Here is an 18446-nt window from a genome sequence, read left to right as displayed (position 1 = left end):
CTGTAAGACCAAAACTTCAAACATCAGCTGTCAAAGCGGCGGTGCGCCGCTACGCTTTCTCGCTACGGCGATGCGAGCGACGGGATTAAACTCCTCATTCCTCACCGTAGAATTGGCTTTGCAAGGTCTTGAGTTTCGTCGGATGCAACGTGTCGCCGATACAGCCGAGAAACATCTCACTCCTTGCATTGACTCGCTCCCTGTCGACCGGCGCGTGCGCCATGTCCGTTTGCAGCGCGCGCACGGCGGTCCAGTCGTTCGCACGATCCTTGAGCAACTCGAACAGTGTTCGGCGATTGTTGGGCGGAGATAAGCGGTCGTCCCTATACCGGTGCAATCGGAAGTGAGCGAAAGTGACCTTGGCCGAGATCTTCGCATCCCTGAGCGCGTCCGGAAGGGTTAGCAGATCAAGTCCTTGCAGCTCGCCGAGCTGCTGCATCTGATCCTGTGCTTCCTGATATTGCTCGCGGCCGACCAGTTGATACATTCCTCGCGGGCGAAACAGCCAACCGTCATCCGTTCCGGGCTCGTTGCCGAACAGATTGCCGTCGTAGCCAAGGACGAAGTTGGCCAATTCCCTGGGATGGTTGAGCAATGAATTTAGGTCGATCAGCGGCTTGTTTGCGGCCGCAAGCTTTGCGTTGTTCTGGTCGATGCGATCGCGCCATTTCTGCGGGAGTTGTGAAGCCGCGCTATACGAGAAGTTTTCGCTGCTGCGCGTAAAGTCGGCGCTGTCGTAGGACACTGACCCAAGAATATAGGCCAGAATACGGGGATCCGTCTCCTCGACGCGGTCCCATTCCTGCAACAAGGCCTTCACCTGCTCGGCCTGATAATAGGCCATGTAGCTCTTGCGATATGGCGGAACAGGTGAAGGAGCCGGTGAATGGTCCTTGCTCGATCCGGCCAACTGTTGCTCGTAGGCGGCAACTTTTTCCTGATACTTCTCATAACCGCGCTGTTGCAACCAACTGCTCTCATAACAAGCAAGCAATGGCTGCGGCTTGATCTTTGGGATTGGTTGATATTCCTTGGCTAGCTCGTCGGCGTAGGCAGCCCGTGCAAGTTTGGCATCCTTAAGCGTTTCAAATGCGGACGCGACCGATCCATTCAGAAGATGGAATAACTTCACCTGCAGACAATCAGCGTTGCTCTGCCTCTCGCGGGACTGATCGAAGTCGTCCTTCGGCACGCAATCCCAAAAGCGACCGCTGCTCAATGAGATGATATCCTCTGTCTTCTGAGACAGTGTCCAGCCGAGTGGAAGGCTATAAAACAAACCTGTGATGTCCGTCCGGCCGAAGGTCGGAAAGCGTTGCACACTGGGAGTCACTTCGACCTCGGCCCGACGATCAATGCTGGCTGCATGATTGAGCGCGACATAGGTTCGGGAGGTTCGCGTGCTAAGAAGCGCGCGTACCGGCTCCATGAGCTCACCGAACATGAATGACCCATGGTCACCGAATTGCCCGCTGACGAGCGACAGCAGGTAAATCCTGAATTTTGGCGCGTCGGAGGTGCCCTTGATGGAGTTAAGCTTCTCAATCAGGTCGAGCGCGGTCTCAATCCCAGAGTTTTCCACATATCCGCCGTCCACCAGGCGGGCCTGCGGGTGAGAGGTTATGCAGTCATTCTTGATGGACACCGTTGCGGCCGGCGTCACCCACGGAAATCGCGCGCTCGTGAAAGCGGCTGTGCTGAGCGGAATATGCAGCGAGTGGCTCTTGACCGTTTGGTCGGCCCCGGTGCCCGCGCGTTCAAGCGCAGCAAGAACACACAGGTCCGTGTCCTTCGGGTGCAACGGATCGAAATCGAAGGGAGAGATGACAGCCCGTTTGCCGCTGCCGGCATCTGTCGTATTAAACAATAGGGCCGGCATGTTGTTGCCGGGCGCCCAATGGGACTGATAGTCGGCCCTTAGCAGATTGGTTCGATCGTCCCCGCCGTTGTGGCTGCCAAGCATTCTGTCACCGGCGTTCTCTAAGGTGTATTCGAGAAAGCGCGCGCGATCGAAGGCGGGGATCGCGACCGGTGAAAACATTTGAGTGAAATCGGTAAACAGAAAGCCGGCGACCAAAGGCGACAGAAAATCCGTTGCCAAGACGCTTGCAACGCGCTGCTCGACCGGCCCAGGAGCATCAATATCTTGGACCCGCCCAACCCCGGCAAGGAAATCTGCGATTTTGGGGCATGTCTTTCCGTCGACAGGATTCGAATCTAGGGACGCACTTTCGGCGTGGAGCGCAGCGGCGAAGATTGCCGAACCGACACTGCCCCCCGACACGCCGCTGATCGCAAACAGATGCTGGCGAAATGCCGGACAGAGATCCTGCAGCCGCGCAAGGAACCGCGCCGCATTATTGGCGGCATAGATCCCTCCGCCTTGAGCCGCCACAATGAAGACCGGATATTCGCCGAGCCTCTTGGCTTCCTCCACCCGCGGCTTCTGCAAAAGCCACTCGTGGAATGCGGCGGCAGCGGACATGCGCGCTTTGTCCGGCGGGCTGTTTGCTTCAGAGACGGTACGCAGTTCGTGGTCGTCACCTCCCAATAAGGAGGCAAGCAGAAACAAGCCGCCAAAGACAACCGGAATAAACGGAAACGCAAATCTGATCGTCAAGAGAGAAAAATGGACCGTGAGACCAGCGACGCAAACCGCAAAGAGAGCGATCACGCCGAACGATCCGAGAAATTGTGCAAGCCTATCCGGCAGCAGGACGAATGCTGCTGTCAACAGCACGATGCCGCCGATCGAGAGCGCGAGAAACCTGTAGCGGATGAAGTAAGCGTTGTTGGCGCGGCTCGCGATATCAATCGCGCGATCTCTTGATCCTATTCGCCAAGTAAATGCGATGAAACAGGCGAGCATGATCAGCATGGCGATCGCGAGGATGAACAGCATGTTCCGCTCAAATGCGAGCGCCTGGTCCTGGATGCGGAAGATGCTGCCGACTTCCTCGACCTCCCCAATCTTTCGCGCCGGTCGCGAGGCGAGTTGGCCTGCTGCGGCGGCGATGATCGGCAGCGCTCCAAGCAGGACGGGAGCAAGTCTTATATAGAAGGCTAGCCGCCCCGAAGGCTTAGGGATTTGCGTCAGGGATGCAGTTGTGAGCTGAAACGCACTTGCCCAAATTGTTATGGCAATCAGGCCCAGGACAACGAACTCCCTGAACGTCACCCAACCAAGATCGTCGGCAGCTATCCGGTAGAGCTCCTGAATTTGATCTGGCAGGTAGAGCAACACTGAGATGGCTAACGACAGAACAATGATCCATCTAAGATTGCGCAATACGGTAAACAGCTGCTCGCGCACAGTCATCGCGCCATCTCCTTCACACCTTTATGGAGATTGCTGGCAGCCACTGAAGTAGGCTCGGGTACCAAGCATTCGCGCCAGCTCACGTTGAAATTGTTCAGCCCGTAACGTACGGGCGACTTGAAACAGTTGACTTTTAGGACACGCTCTTAGGTAGCGCGTCAAATATTGTGCACTTCCCTACAGGAGTGTGCCGGCTTTGTCGATATGTTCTGCGCGGCGATCGGAGAGTTTTCCTCCGAATGGCCTCCACTTCTACTTACTGGCGTATGACTCCTCTTGAGGCGCCTGGCAAAGTCTGATCGCAAACGCTCAGTACGAACTCCGCCGGCGCCTGCAGGAAGAATACGCGCTTACCAGGCATGGGGCGCGTGATGGTCCGCGACGAAGCTCCGATCGAGCGGCCTTCGATAGGACGTCTTGCCGCTTGAAAACAAGACCTCGCGCTGTTGTTCATGGTGACTCCGCGCGTAAACGCAAAAAATCGGCGCCGCCGTCGCTCTAGTCTGCGGGGATACGGAGTGTGGACAGGCGGCGTGTTGCGCTCCTGCCACCGGGATCGCTAAATAGCGATTCTAGGGGCGGTGCTCTTGGGATAGAGAATGGGTTGCTGCGACCCGCCTTCAGTCTTAAGTGTCCGAGCTTTCCTCCCGCATGTGACGTTTGAGCCAGAAGCTGAGAATTTGTCGTGCGCCTGGCTGCGCCGGGTTTATAGGTGCGCTTGGCTGCCGGGGTCCTCTCCGAGGCGGGCGACGTCGGGGGCCTTTCAATGAAGTTTTTTCGCTGGGTTGAGCGCATCGGGCACACGATCGGGCTGTTCCTCGCGATCGTGGCCATTGTCGCCATCGGAGTGATCGTCGGCCGTCCTGCAGAGAAGAGTGGCAATCAGCCGAACTTTGCAGGCGCAGAGCAGCAGCAAAAGCGCCTCGCGGTCTTTCTCGACGGGACATGGAATAGTGTCAACAGTAGCACCAACGTCTGGCGAATGCGGGTTCTCTGCGCGAGCAAAAGCGCGGATGGCAAAGCTCAACTCGTCTATTATGGGGTTGGGGTTAATGGGTTTTTGGGCGGTGTTTTCGGTCAGGGGCTCGATGAGAACATTCGCTTGGCGTACGACTGGCTCATCGAAAATTAGAAAGAAGGCGACGAGATCTTTATTTTCGGTTTTAGCCGAGGTGCTTTCACAGCCAGAGCCTTGGCTGGATTGGTTGCCATCAATGGAGTCCTGAAAGCTGGCTCTCCGATCGGGGTGACAGAGCTATTTGATCGCTACAAGAAGGGCGATGAGGAGAGCATTTGGCGATTGAAGGATATCGCAGCGACTGGCGACATTAGCAAGTTGACGGAGCAAGAAAAGTGGCTTCTCAAATACTCCCAACCGGCCCAAGTAAAGGTAATGGGTGTGTGGGATACCGTCGGCTCCGTCGGTCTAGCGGCAGGAAACATTCCGGGCATCAGCCGTTCTCAGTTCGATTATCTCCAGACAGGACTGCGCATCCATATCTTAAACGGCTATCACGCCCTTGCTATCGACGAGCATCGCAACGACTTCGCTCCCACCCTTTGGGATGTTCGTCACCCAAAGAGTCCCAGCGCGGTCATCGCAAAGCCGCGCCCGCTCTCCGGAGTTGAGCAGCGTTGGTTCGTAGGTGCTCATGCCAATGTTGGGGGCGGCTATCAGACCGATCTTCTCGCCCAAGCTCCGCTGCGTTGGATGATGAAGAAGGCAGAACTGCACGGTCTTTCGTTCCGATCGGACGTCGATCTTGATGGAGACGCCGTAACAGCGCCGATTGCCGACTCGTATACGTCCTTTGGTTCTGGTCTCTATGCCTGGTTCACTTCGGCCCTCTATCGGACCATCGGCGTGGAGCCGGCTGTCAGGGAAGAAGGCAGCCATATCAGCGTCAATGAAACGATCGACGCTAACGTATTCAAGCGATGGCGAGCTGATCCAACGTATCGCCCAGCGAACATTGTCGAGTGGGCGCAGCGTAAGAAGGTTGATCCAGCTCAGTTTCAAACCTCCGTGCGGGCCGACGACCCCCGCGTCGAGGTGTCAGACCCGTAGGTAGCAGCGGCGCCAGCTCACCACATTCCGCCGAGGTGTGCCAATTCGGTGCGTGAAACTCTCCAGAGTGAATAGCCAATAGTTCAGCCCAGTTCCTGAAACCGCTTTTCGGAATCGTGGTATGGGCTGCGAATGATTCTGTTGTCACTTACGTCTGCAAACCTAGTTGGCTAGTTGCGGGCGAAATTTTTGATGAGTGCCAAGTACCGACTTTGGCGCGTCCTCTTGCGGGAGATTGCCAGGACGAGCACGAGCATTAGCTGGGGCTGCTTCGTTTGAAGCGTCCGAGCAGCTCGTGTCGGTGAATAGCAGGCTGCGTCTCCCAACAAAAGCGCTCGACGGTTCGGCCGAGCGCGGGCTGTAGTTGAGTGACGGCAAGCTTGCGCATATCGGCCACGGAGTGAGTGCAAACGCAGTTTCTCGAATTGAACTGCTGCGCAGGAGCGACAAAGTAAGTGCCAATTTCGTGGTTGCGCCTCACGGAGAATAACGTGCGGGTTGCACCGATTGAGAAGAGCTACTAATGAGGTTCTGTACTATTCTCTTTTTTTGAAGGTCTATTTAGGTCCATGACCCCGCGGGGCGCCAATACTGTCCAACACGGTTGGTCGAGTCGCCGGGGCAAGCTGGGCCGAGGAGGGGCACTTGGCGACGAGATCGAATTCAGCCCGGGAGATCAATCTCAGCGCGATAAAGGCAGAGCTCATCTACGAGAACGTAATCAAGCGCCTCGACCTTGAGCAGATATCTCGTTTCTTTCAAAAAATGCCAACTCACTTCAAAGGTGCGCGAGTCGCCTACAGTGCGAGGGAGGGCATTATTATCAGCTTCAAGACTCTGAAAGAGCGCTACCCTGAGGATTATGTTTCTTCTTTTTATCGGATACTTGTCCTGTTCAAGATTCACCGGCAGAATATTTTTTCTGATCAGAACCTCCGAGCGCTTCTAGGCGATTTCGAGCATCTAAAACAGCAGGAGAACATCGCTCAGTTTGTCGTCTTTGCCGAAGGCGTGAGAGAGGTTTCATCTCAAGCTATTTCTCTTCTAAAAAGCCATGACGTTCATGTCGTATTTCTTGATGGCCGAACGCTGGGGCAAGGCCACGTATTAAGCAGTTTTGTCTTCGACAACAAATTGACGGAGGTGCATAACCTTCACGTCAATCTGGTCTGTGATGAGATCGTCAAGCGACTTAAAAAGCTTTTTCATACTGTGCTTTCTGACATTGCGGCTCCAGTTTATGATAAACTCTACGGTAGCACGAAGTTTGCTACCGAGCTTGCGATGAGGAAGGAGGAGAGTCTTGTCGACCAGATCATGTCAGACCTAGATTTGGAACGCCGGCAGTCGACTCAGCAACTTATCGCTGTCGATGTTGGGACCGGAACAGGTCGGCATGCCTTCCGTATCTCGAAATACTTCTCCCGTGTTTATGCGTTCGATTTCTCCACGCACATGATAAGGGTGGCTAAGGAGAAGAAAGTCGCGTGCGACGATCGACGGATAGCCTTTTCCGTCGCCGACTTCGAGTACGAGGAGGTGGACGGCGAGAGCGACTTCGCAGGAAAAGTGGACTTCGTCTGCGCAAGTTTTGGAATGGGGAGTTTTGTGGAGGATACTCCCAGAATGCTTCGGCGCTTTCATGAGTGGCTGAAGCCCGGCGGAGCCGTGTTGTTGAGTTTCTATAATTCAAACACGATCGTCGAGAGCATGAAACCAAACTGGAGGGATACCTCGCTGGCGGCACACATAGACGCCGATCGACAGACGGCCCAAGTCGCGCTCGAGGATATGACCTTCTACATTTTCTGCAAGCCATATCAACCACAGATGAAAGAGCAGATTAGCGGCTTGTTTGAGATCCGAAGTATGATCTCATATCCTTGCATCACAGCTATCCTACCGAACAGCATGTTCGACTTAAAAAATGCTAAGGACTATTTTTCTCATCTGGATGAGCTTCTGATAAGAGACGACTCGTACTTCTATGGTCACTATGTTCTCGTTTATGCAGTCAAGAGAGCCGACGCTTCCGGTTACGAACGCGTTCGATCGTTCTTGGCATCGAGGCAAATAGCATGTGAGACCTTACGACACGCCGCGGTATTTCGGATCCGAGATGTACGCAGGGTACTGAATTTGAAAGACAGTCAAATGGCCAAGACGGTCATCTTCTCGGTCGGTAAGCAAAAGCAAGACGGCATGCCTCGCGTCGCTATCGCTGTTGTGCCGGGAGACAAGGAAGTCGCAAAGGAGGAGATTGCTAGAGAGCTCGGCATGTCAAAGAACTTGGTTAATCTGGCCACCCACGAGCAAATCAAAACGATGGGATTCGTCCTAGGTGCGGTCTCGCCATTTGGTTTTGAACAGCACAACGCTAGCTATTTCATAGACGAGGCTTTCGAAGCGTCGAGTGAAGACTATGTCTACATGGGAAGCGGGGACAATTTTCAAACGCTCAAGTTGAGAAAGACTGATTTTTTAGAGTTGACAAAGACCTATACGCGGCTTCGCGCTCAACGTGTGAGATCGCCAGACTAGGCTCCCTTTTCTATAAGAGTACGCCCCGGGCAAGCGGGCGCTGGTTCGCCGTTACGTCGGCCAAGCCATGGTCCGCGTCGGAGTAACTCAATATCCGGCAGGGCTCGTCGTCACAGACACAGCCGAGCTCAAGCCCGATCTCGTTGTTCCCTGCGCTAACATTAGTATGGGGACCGCGCTGCTGGGCGAGGTCTATCGCATCGTCATGGAACGGTATGGCGCGCCGGTCAAGGAGGCATTCGGCGATGCGATGGACGGCGGCCGACGATCACGATGCTACGGGTTTGAAGGTCTCTCCCGAGATTCGCTTTGAGGGCAGAAACGAGATTGAGTGCGCGCTGCTGCTGAAAGGCAAATCCAACGCGATACCCGAAGGGACCGATAGTGTAAACGTTTTCGCGATTGGGAACTCTGGAAATGCGAATGACGTCTTCCGGTAATGGCCGGGATTGATTCAATCGACATCTGAACCTGGTTAAAAGCGACGGGCGCTTCACTGTAAGGCGAGAGTGAACGCTGGTGCAACCGCGCCCAGCCGTTTTTCCGCTAAGGGCCCGCCGCGGAGGGGGCGGAGTTCGCGAGGTCGCTCGCTCGAACGGGCGGCTGAAACGGTTGCCGCTCCAATGACGCTTGGTGCCCGATTGGCACGCCGGTACACAACTGGACGAGGCGGATGGCCTTCAGGTTTGTTTGTCAGCGTTGTCGAACGAAACCTCCGAGACCGTGATGTCTGGACGAGGGCTCCCGCCTCGGACGGGAGCGCGGTTTGCGAGCGGACATTTCATCGGAGCCGGGCGCTCCAGCGACGCGCATTCTTCATCAAAACGGCTGGAGGTTGGAGCGCCGAGATTGAGTTGCGTTTGCAGCTGAAGCGTCATTGAATGAGAGGTGCGACCCGGTTCGGGCGCACTGTTCGTGGCCGACATGCAGCTTCGGCACTGCGGTCGCCACGATGGGGGCGGAAACCCTCTGCGCGGAGAGGCTCCGGTGATCGACCCGCGCCCCTTCCCCGCACGGCTTGTTCTGCTGGGCTGTCAATCGGCGTTCAAATTTGGCTCTGACTCACTTTTGATGCAGTTTTGGGGGATGTCTGGCGCTTTGATTGGGGGAGAATCAGCGCGATGCAGCAAGCACTCCACCGCTCCAGTCTGGTGCCGCGTGGGTTTGTTGTAGAGAGTGCGTACTACGAGGGTAATAAGGCCATTGTTGTGGTCCGGGCGTCCGGAAGCGTTGGTCTGTGCCCATCGTGCGGAACGGTTTCGCGACGTGTCCATAGCCGCTATCGACGCCGCGTGACCGATCTTCCACTCGCGGGGCGGATCGTCCAGCTCCTGGTAATCGCCCGCCGCTTCCGCTGCGATGCCGTCCTGTGCGGGCGCCAAATCTTCACTGAGCGCTTCGCCGAGGGGATACTGGCTCCATCAGCGCGACGCACGGCGAGGCTGGACTCTATTGTCCATCACCTCGGTCTGGCGCTTGGTGGTCGACCGGCGGCAGGCTTCGCAAAACGGCTGATGCTGCCGGTGAGCAAAGACACGCTCCTGCGCGTGGTCCGACGCCGTAGCCGTCCGCCGGCCGACCCGCTCAGGGTTATCGGCATTGATGATTGGGCCTGGCGGCGCAATCACCGATACGCCAGCATCATCTGCAACCTGGAAAAGCGTCGGATTGTCACGCTGCTGCCGGATCGGGAGCCCGCAACCGCCCAAGCGTGGCTCGCTGCTCATCCCACGATCGCGATCGTCGCCCGTGACCGTGGTGGAGGATATGGCGAAGCCGTAGCAAAGGCCTTGCCGCACGCGGTGCAGGTGGCAGATCGTTGGCATCTGATGGAGAACGCCAGTCGAGCCTTTCTCGACGCCGTCCGCAAATCGATGCGACCGATACGCACCGTGATTGGCGCGACCACGATCGATCCCAAGCTGCTCACAGCCGCCGAGCGCCTCCAATATGATGGCTATCTGCGCCGCGAGGAGACCAATGCGGCCATCCTGGCTCTGTCAAAGAACGGCATACCGATCAAGCAGATCGTGCGCCGGACTGGCCATAGTAGGAAGCTGGTGCGGCAGGTCATCCGCGGCGAACGCCATGATGTCTTCCGGACCCGGCAGAGCTCACTCGATCAGCATCTGCCATGGCTCGACGATCAGTGGGCGGCCGGCTGTCGAAATGGCCTGAACTTTGGCGCCGCCTGGCGGCCCGTGGCTTCCGAGGCTCGCTCCGCGTCATCAGCGAGTGGGCGACCCGTAGACGACGGGCTGAAAAGGCCGACGTAGAAAACCTGCAGCGAATTCCGTCAGTCAGAACGATCGCACGCCTCATGACAGTCGGGCGGGATGGACTCACAAAAGCGGAGACCGTCACGGTCGCGGCGATCGAAGCTGGCGTACCAACCCTGGTCGAGGCGCGCGAGATCATCGCTGAATTCCACTTGATGATCCGGCGCAAAACTGAGGAGGGGCTCATCCCATGGATCGAGCGCGCCCGCGCCAGTCTCGTCGCCTCGTTCGCCAGCGGCGTTGCGAAAGATGAAGCGGCGGTTAGGGCCGCAATCACTTCGCTCTGGTCCAACGGACAGACTGAAGGTCAGATCACGCGCCTCAAGCTCGTCAAACGTCAAATGTACGGTCGCGGGAAAATCGATTTGCTTCAAGCTAGACTAATCGGCGCAGAATAATCGGAGCTGCACCAAAAATGCGTCAGAGCCACGGCTAAACGCTTACGCTTAAACGCGTAAACTTGATTTAGCTCCTCGTTCCGCGGATCTCATCGAGGCCAGCGGCCATGTGCTGCGCGCAAAGGCCGGACATATGAGCGCACCATTCCAATGTGTGAAATCGACTGAAAAAGCTCTTGCCACGCGGGCCGCTCCACATATGGGGGCAAGGTCAGCAACGACCGGCATGGACGGCAGGTGGAACCCAAGACCCGCTTTTTTTACCGGTCGAGCGTAGCCTTTCAGTTATTGCGCACGTACCAGGCGTTACTGCGAATGACAAAGCGCGCTCCAGCTTTCGCGGCGTTACTCCCTTTTTAGCCGGGTACCGCCCAACCGCGCTGATGCTTTCGAGCCTGGCGGCCGTCAAGTGCTGGACGGTCAAAGCAACATAGGTAGTTGACTGAAGGACGTCCCTCCATCAGGCCACTCGTCGCCCCGTACCGACCAGGGCATCGCGAGCGATGCGCGCCTCACACTCGCCGCAAGAGCTTCGTGTCACAATGACTCCGAAGTACTCATCAAGAAGACTAAGCACGCGCTGTTTGTCGTGTCGAAGCTTCGCCAAACCGTACATCTTTGTAACATATTCTGCTAGCAATTGAAGAGCGCTCTGCTCGTCCCCCCCGTGGAAGACGAACGGATCTGGGATGCGCTGCACCGTTACGGAATCGAACTGCGCTATAGCGAATAGATCGAACACCTCACCTTCGGTAAAATGAGGATAGTTGTGCGGTGTCACCGAATACAGTGAGACCACGTCGGAGAACCAGCGCGCCATTGGTGAGCCCTCTTCAAAATCATGAAGAACAAGGAAGCCACCAGGCCGAAGAATTCGCGCGGCCGCCTGAACAGCGATGGCGCGCTGAGTACGGGGGATGTGATGTGTACCGTAAGCCATCAGCACACCATCCACGGATTCATCTCTAATCCAGAACGGATCGGTCGCGCTTTGCCAAATTGCAAACAGGCCGTTCCCAACACAACGGTCCACCATGAACTGAGAGATGTCACAATTGATGAAAGTCGGGCAGCGCCCCGCACCCAAGATGCGGTCGGCTACCTTATTCACGTATCCGTCGCCCGCCAGAAGATCGCAGATGATCAGGGACGAACAAAGTCCCTCGCGCCCATGAGGGTGCATCTTGCCCAGGAGATCCATCACCCCCTCCGATCGTGCAAACAGCGATAGTTGGATGCTATCGACATAGTCTGACCCACGCCCTTCCAGGGTAAATTCATTCCGCGAGAGTTTGAGCAAATCGGCAAACGCGGCCGAAGACTCTCTAACTGTTTTCGCATCGATGGCCTTGAAGGCCACTGGGTCTAACCTTTCCAATCTAGCGATGTGACCTTCTAGGCTATTCGGAAACATCGAACTTCTCCGTCTCGGTTAAGAGCGTGCGACAGCAGACGCTCGTATAGCAGATCTGAGGGACGAATGGACGGGACTGACTGATTGAATTGTCGCGTCTACGCAGCTGAGGAGCTATAGTCCCCGACTACCAGTAGCGATCTGGAGTTTCTCCTCTTTTGGAATGCATCCATCGAGGCTCCAACTCTGAAGAGAAGATAAACCGCCTCTCGGAACGTGCCGCTTTCATCATCCCGCGGGTCGATGCAGTTTTCGAAGCCAAAGAAACTGTTGATCACACCAGAGATCAGCTTCCCGATCGTTTGCGCCGCTTATCAGCAAGCCCTGCTCTTTTATGAGTTGGTGATGGCAGCCAAAGGTACCGGCCGCGGATACTTTGAAGGGCTATTTTCAGCTCTTGGGTTACGCGTGGTCTAAGCCGAGTACCGGCCGAACACGCCGCGTCTCGCGCGGTCTTTCGATCTCATCCTTCAGGTAAATCGTCCAACCAGCGAGCGCCCTCAAGATGCCGCCGCGAAAAGATTTTTCCGATCTTTTCCGGTGTCTTGCTTTGGTGATATCGCATATATACTCGGTCATCCGCTCCGAGATCGAGAATCTCAATTTTGCCGGTGTGATGGGACATGGCGTATTTGAACGTCTTTTGAATGCCGCTGAGACGCTGGTTGATACTGCGCGCAACTTCTATTCCACGGCGCAGCGAGACCTGAAAATGCGAAGCACCCCGCACTGGCCGAGCCTGAAAGAGATAGTAAGGCTGGACACCTGCTTGATGACACTTGACAAAGGTGGCAGCCAGGACCTCAGGATCATCATTGACATTCGCGAGAAGTACGGTTTGATTGAGAAACTGCACACCTTGCGCACGTAAAGAGCGAATGTAGCGCTCCGCAATAATTGAGATCTCGCCGATGTGGTCGAAATGTGTTACGAGCACTGCGGCCTTACCTGCACCGTGAATCCGTTGGAATAATGCTGTTAAAGCAGCATCCTTGAATCGCTCTGGCTGATAAGCTAGAGCTTTCGTGCCGAAGCGGATCGACTTCAGGTGTGGAATTGGTAGAAAATGATCAACTATTTTACTCAGCTTGCCCGTACTTAGCATGAATGGATCGCCCCCCGATAGCAGCACGTTGGTCATCTCGGGGTGGCCACTAATGTATTCCGCAATCTTAACGAAATCAGCTGCTATTTCATCGGAGTCTTTGCCAACGATCCGTTTGCGTAGGCAATAACGACAATATGAAGCGCAACGGTCTGTTACCAGCAACAACCCGGTTTGGCTGTACTTGTGCTGGAATCCTCGTATGATCGTATTGTCATGCTCCCCGCTTGTATCCATTTGGCCGGGACTATCGAATTCCTTCAATGATGGCTCCACAATGTACTTCAGCTGCTCATAGTAACCACTGTTGGCGATCTGCTCACGGTAGAACTTCGTCACGCGATAGCGCGTGATGCTGCTGGCCTGAAGCTCGGCCTCACTAACGAAGCGCGCTCCTTCTATGAAATTCATCACTGCAGTTTGGGCTTCCGAGTTTGCGATCGGTGCGGGCAGGTGAGCGACGGACAACGGTTCCTGTTCGCCACACGTCGGATTTGCTATGATTGACCAATCGATCAGGCCGACGGCTTGATGAAGAATCGCGTCGGTTTGAGCTCGGCTGGGTGAAGCGACGATGACATGTCCAATAGTGTCTCGATAATCGCCTCTCCTTACGATCGGCGTTTTGGGTTCAATATAGAACTTGACCTCAGCGACACCTGGTATCACAGCCGCGCGGCTGCCACCATCCAGGCAATCGAGGATCCCATCGCGATCTGCATTTAGCATCCGCGCGGCCGCAGTGTGAGAACGACTTCTGCGCAAATCCCATTTCTCGCCGATGACAGCCTTTATGTGCTCCGTGATGAGATCAACACCGTAAGCCAGCTGAATCAGTTGAGGAGTGGTTCCGCCTGGAATGCGCGGGTTGACCTCTATGACGACCGGGCCACGCTTCGTCCACCGGAATTCAATATTCGTCGGCCCCCATCCAAGGCCTAGAGCCCGCAAAGAGCTTAGCGAGATCTCAGCGACATGTTTATAATCGTCATCCGTTAAAGGGGCCGGAAACGAGAACTCGCGAATAACGAAATGTGGTAGTTGGTCGAAATCGGCCGCGGCGATCGCAACGACTTCGCTTCCCATTGTGTCGGCGCTATAGTATGGGCCTTCTGCAAACTCCTCGACCAGTATTCTTGATGACCCTTGCCATTTGCGCTTCCCATCCATCAGATAGGCCGCATGTTTGGCCAACTCATTCGCGGTGCGGCTCAAAAGGACACCGATGCTACCGCTACCGATCGTCGGCTTCAGGATCACCGGCAGACCAATCTCACGGGCAGCATTTTCTACGCACTCTGCATTCTCTACCAATCGATATGCAGGCACTGACACGCCCGCTTTCGCGAGCAGTTGACGTTGGATGAATTTATCGCAGCAGCCTTCAATCGATGTAGGGTCGGGCCCTGGCAGATCGAAATACTGGCTGAGCTTGCCAACCGTCACATAGGTAGATTCGTCGTCGCCCGCGAAGCCAGTAATGCCAGCAATGTCATAGGTTGCGCGCAGCTGGGAACATTCTTGGATCAGTGCATCGAGACTATCAGTGTCGACACGGATTGCCTCAACCCCCTCCACCGCCAGATACTCGTACCTAGTTAGGTCTGTCGACAGTGTAATTGGATGAAGCCCCAGACGCTGGGCAGCTTTGACGTATAGCAGACCAATACTCCTGTGGCCCTCAAGCAGGATGAGCGCTCTTTTTGCCAATGGTTATTAACTCCTACAGTGCGTGCCCTGAGGTGACCGGATAATTCAGAACCCCAAACACTCCAAAGCGACCGAAGATCGAGCCCCGCAATTTGATCTGTATCATCAAATTACAATGGGGCAGTTGTCCAGTTGCCATCTACACTCCCTTCCCTGAGTTTGATGGCGTTGGAAATGGGACCCCCTTTTCGTTCATGAAATCTTCCACTTTTTTTGGCGTACCCGAGCAACCGCTGAGCTCTACTACCTGCAGATAAGCTCGACAGCTATTTGAAGAGACTTCAAGAACCAGTGCCAAGGTTCGGTAACTCAGCTTATGCTCGCAACTTTCGAATGGACGCCCAAGAGCTCGCCCTGAAGTTCCTTTCGAACGCCCCCACTAGAATCCAGGAGTCTTTCATCTACCAACTGCCCGTCCATGGGCGGAACACTCCACTTCGCTCCGCATCTGTTGCTGTCCCAGCAATCCGCGTGCCAAAGAAATTCCCGGCGGGTGCCCCAAGAATGCGGCATCGCATTTCGTCGGCGGCGAAGCCCTTCGCTTTGTGTGTAAGACTTGGAACATGAAAGTCTGAAAAAGAACAAAGATCTAGCATCGCGTGGGGTGGCCTCAATTGCTGGGGGGATGCCTCACGTAGACTACGTCATGGTCGAGTAGCTCGGCTTTTTAGCTTTGCCTCAACGATCCGGGCAGGTAACTTTTCCGCACCCCACGTCACATTCGCGCTTGCCCCCATCTGTGAGTTGATGCGTGAAGTTGGTGAGTGGAAGCGTGCCGACAGGTTCTCGAACTACGGCTAGCCCATGCTCCGACTTTTCCGGCTGTGCCGTCTCAGACAACCGAGCCAGGTCCGACGTACTTCGCGCTAAGCGCAGGAAAACTGTGCGGCCTGCGAGAGTCGCCGTAGTGGCCGGGAGCACGGCGGCGAATCACTTGTGCTGCGTAGCCTAGTGGCGCGTGCATGAGCCGCCAAACGTCCTGGCGCAACGCCGTCAGGTTGCGCGTCAGGCGTTCCCCGTCGCTCTTGTGCTTCATGATGAACCGGCTGCGTTGGGGCCGATCGCAGCAGTGGGTGTAAGGCCGAGGATGGCGAAGGCCCCTGGCTGTCGCACGCCTCGCCGCTGACGCGAGGGCGCCGTGAACCAGCCAAACTCGATCAGCCGCATCTTGGCCTCATGGAGCGTCAGGCACTAGCTTGGCTAGCCGCGCCTTGAGGGCCAACAGCATTTACTGCGGATCGGCCTTGCTCTCAAAGCCCCTGACGAGTCGTTCGCATAGAGCACGGTGACATGCGAGCGCGCGCATGGCGACAACGCCGCTCGTCCCCCCGAGATCGAGGATGTAGTGCAGGAAGTTGTTGGCAGGGAGCGGGCTGACGCCTGCGACCTGCAGCGTACCCCTGTCAGTCCCTTGCTTCTCATCGCTCTCAAGAACTCCAGCTTCCGTTTGGACCCGAAGCTGGCGCGCTGGTGCGCTCGGATCGTTTAAACTGCCAACCCGCGCACGAGGGCGACAACCTCCTGCCAATCGGCCTGAACAGGTTCCTGCTGGTGCATTCCTCTACTCATGTTATTCGCCTCTCGACAGAAGTGAGCCGTCTTTCTTGGCGCTTCGCAAAAGGGCAAGAAATGCCCAGAAGCAGGCAGCCAAGGATACCAGATTGATGCCCAGTGCGATCAGCATCAGGTCGATCCTGAAAGTATGCTCCGTCAACAGCGCGCGCATACCCTCGAATACATAAGTCGGCGGTAGTGCCCAAGCGACGTATTGCAACCGAGCCGGAAGTACGCTGACGGGGTAGTAGACACAGGCCAGTGGCAACATCGCAAACATCAACGTCCAGACAATGCTTTGGGCCTCAAGCCCATTTCGCAGCACCAGGCCCGAGACGAAGATGCCGACCGCCCAGCTCGTAAAAATCAGATTGCAGAAGTAGGCGATCAAGGGCAAGCCGAGGTCATAGATGTTGAAGTGAAACAAGACCAGCGCGAGTAGCGTCATCGGAATGATTCCGATGGCCAGCCGGATCAGACTCATGACCATAAGCGACAGCAATAACTCGATCGGCTTCAGCGGACTCATCATTAGATTGCCGATGTTGTGCGCCCACATCTCTTCAAGGAACGAGATCGAGAAGCCAAGCTGTCCGCGGAACAGGACGTCCCAGAGGATGACAGCACCGATCAGCGTGCCACCGGCGTGCGGGAAACTAGCATTTTCGGCGATGTAGAGCTGCAGAAAGCCCCAGGTGATGACCTGCAGCGCCGGCCAGTAGAGCAGCTCGAGTAGCCGCGGCCACGACGATATCAATAAATACCAATACCGCAGAATCATCGCACCGATCCGATGTACGGAGATGCCGTGTTGGAGAGACTGCTCGGTCATGGCGGCCCCTGACAGCAAGGGTGAGCGGAGCGACATCCGCCGAGTTTTGCGGTGTCCTCGGCTATCGCTGCGCTCACGCCGGCTCTGGAAGTAGGACAGGAGCGACCTCATCGTGCCGCCTTCCTTGCGCCGTTCCCACGGCCGCGCGCGACGTCCAAAAAGACGTCTTCCAACGCAGTGCGGTTGTAGCGCGTCAAGATGGCATTAGGTGTGTCGTCGTCCTCGATGTGGCCGCGCTTCATAATGATAATTCGGTCACACAACCGCTCAACCTCGAGCATATTGTGCGACGCGAGCAGGATCGTGGCGCCGTGCTGTTTGCGATAGTGCTCCAGATGCGCCCGCACCCAATCGGCCGTATCAGGATCAAGCGATGCGGTTGGCTCGTCCAGCAAGAGCAGCTCGGGCTGGTTGATTAGCGCTTTTGCGAGCGAAGCGCGGGTCTTCTGGCCGGCGGAAAGCTTGCCGTTGGTGCGATCAATGAAATCGGTGAGGTCGAGATCACGGGCGAGCGTGGCAATACGGTCCGGCAGGTTTTTTACTGCGTAGAGCTTACCGAACACAGTGAGGTTCTGTCGCACGGTGAGCCGCATGGGCATGTCGACATAGGGACTTTGAAAATTGATTCGTCCCAGCACGGACGCGCTTTCCTGGGGCATGCGATGCCCTAGCACCTTTAAGCGGCCTGATGTAGGTAGTACCAAGCCCATGATCATCGCGATTGTGGTGGTCTTACCGGCGCCGTTGCCGCCGAGAAGACCAGTGATACTACCGCGCGGCAGTGAAAAGGAGATACCGTCGACGGCGTGCGTCTGCTGGTAGACCTTGACGACGCGGTCAAGCTCGACGGCCGCGGATGCAGCACGGTCTGCGACCGCCGCCCCGTAAGCCTTATCATTGCGGGTCATGCGGGCCATTCTTGCTTATCCCTAGACGGGCAATTGCACGATCAGCATTATTCTCTTGGCTTGAATGTGAGCTCAATGCCGAGACGAAACAGTAGTCTAAGCTGTTCGCGGATCCGTCGGCTAACCAGAACCGAACCAGGCCGATTGTTTGTTCGAACATCGGATGCGGTCGAGTTTGCAATGATTTGCTGTCGTGGTCCTTGTATGGCTCTGGTTGCGAAAGAAACGTCAGATGTTCCGTAAGCGTCACGATCTTGATCTCTTCGAGTGTGGCCGATGGCCTGAAGATTGCTATTGCCGGTCACGATGCCTTTGCGC

7 protein-coding genes and 3 pseudogenes are annotated in these 18446 nt (G+C 56.0%); 5 read left to right on the top strand and 5 right to left on the bottom strand.

Annotated elements, in window-relative coordinates; translation table 11 throughout:
- Positions 1-94 precede the first annotated feature (94 nt).
- Positions 95-3319 (bottom strand): hypothetical protein, encoded by a 3225-nt coding sequence (locus N2602_RS33570; RefSeq protein WP_260380790.1) that lies wholly within the window; start codon positions 3317-3319, stop codon positions 95-97.
- A 766-nt stretch (positions 3320-4085) separates the two neighbouring features.
- Here N2602_RS33570 and N2602_RS33565 point away from each other — a divergent pair.
- The 4 genes and pseudogenes from N2602_RS33565 to N2602_RS33550 all read left to right on the top strand — a co-directional run bounded on the left by N2602_RS33565 (position 4086) and on the right by N2602_RS33550 (position 10605).
- Positions 4086-5387, top strand: a pseudogene (locus N2602_RS33565) (DUF2235 domain-containing protein).
- Between the two features lie 645 nt (positions 5388-6032).
- Entirely contained in the window at positions 6033-7928 is a 1896-nt protein-coding gene (locus N2602_RS33560; RefSeq protein ID WP_260380789.1) for a YbaK/EbsC family protein, read from the top strand.
- A 67-nt stretch (positions 7929-7995) separates the two neighbouring features.
- Complete coding sequence (locus N2602_RS33555; protein WP_260380788.1) at positions 7996-8241, top strand: hypothetical protein; 246 nt, start codon at positions 7996-7998, stop codon at positions 8239-8241.
- Positions 8242-9049: 808 nt separating this feature from the next.
- Positions 9050-10605 (top strand): annotated as a pseudogene (locus N2602_RS33550) (ISL3 family transposase).
- Between the two features lie 460 nt (positions 10606-11065).
- On the opposite strand, the gene N2602_RS33545 reads toward N2602_RS33550, so the two are convergent.
- The gene (locus tag N2602_RS33545; protein WP_260380787.1) at positions 11066-11965 is read right to left on the bottom strand and encodes a class I SAM-dependent methyltransferase; all 900 of its coding nucleotides are present in this window, start codon (positions 11963-11965) and stop codon (positions 11066-11068) included.
- Between the two features lie 297 nt (positions 11966-12262).
- Here N2602_RS33545 and N2602_RS33540 point away from each other — a divergent pair, with 297 nt between their 5' ends.
- Positions 12263-12436: a hypothetical protein gene (locus N2602_RS33540; RefSeq protein ID WP_260380786.1), complete on the top strand. Its 174-nt coding sequence runs from the start codon at positions 12263-12265 to the stop codon at positions 12434-12436.
- Between the two features lie 1159 nt (positions 12437-13595).
- Here the strand turns inward: N2602_RS33540 and N2602_RS33535 are convergent.
- The 3 genes and pseudogenes from N2602_RS33535 to N2602_RS33525 all read right to left on the bottom strand — a co-directional run.
- Positions 13596-14834, bottom strand: a pseudogene (locus tag N2602_RS33535) (ATP-grasp domain-containing protein); the annotation flags it as partial.
- A gap of 1570 nt (positions 14835-16404) precedes the next feature.
- The gene (locus N2602_RS33530; RefSeq protein WP_260380785.1) at positions 16405-17220 is read right to left on the bottom strand and encodes an ABC transporter permease; all 816 of its coding nucleotides are present in this window, start codon (positions 17218-17220) and stop codon (positions 16405-16407) included.
- A gap of 107 nt (positions 17221-17327) precedes the next feature.
- Positions 17328-18128 carry an ABC transporter ATP-binding protein gene (locus tag N2602_RS33525; RefSeq protein ID WP_260383769.1) on the bottom strand — a complete coding sequence of 267 codons (801 nt, stop codon included), beginning with the start codon at positions 18126-18128 and terminating at the stop codon, positions 17328-17330.
- Positions 18129-18446: the final 318 nt, after the last annotated feature.

This window comes from Bradyrhizobium sp. NC92, assembly GCF_025200865.1.
Lineage (GTDB): Bacteria > Pseudomonadota > Alphaproteobacteria > Rhizobiales > Xanthobacteraceae > Bradyrhizobium.
This window is presented reverse-complemented; position numbering and strand designations above follow the sequence as displayed.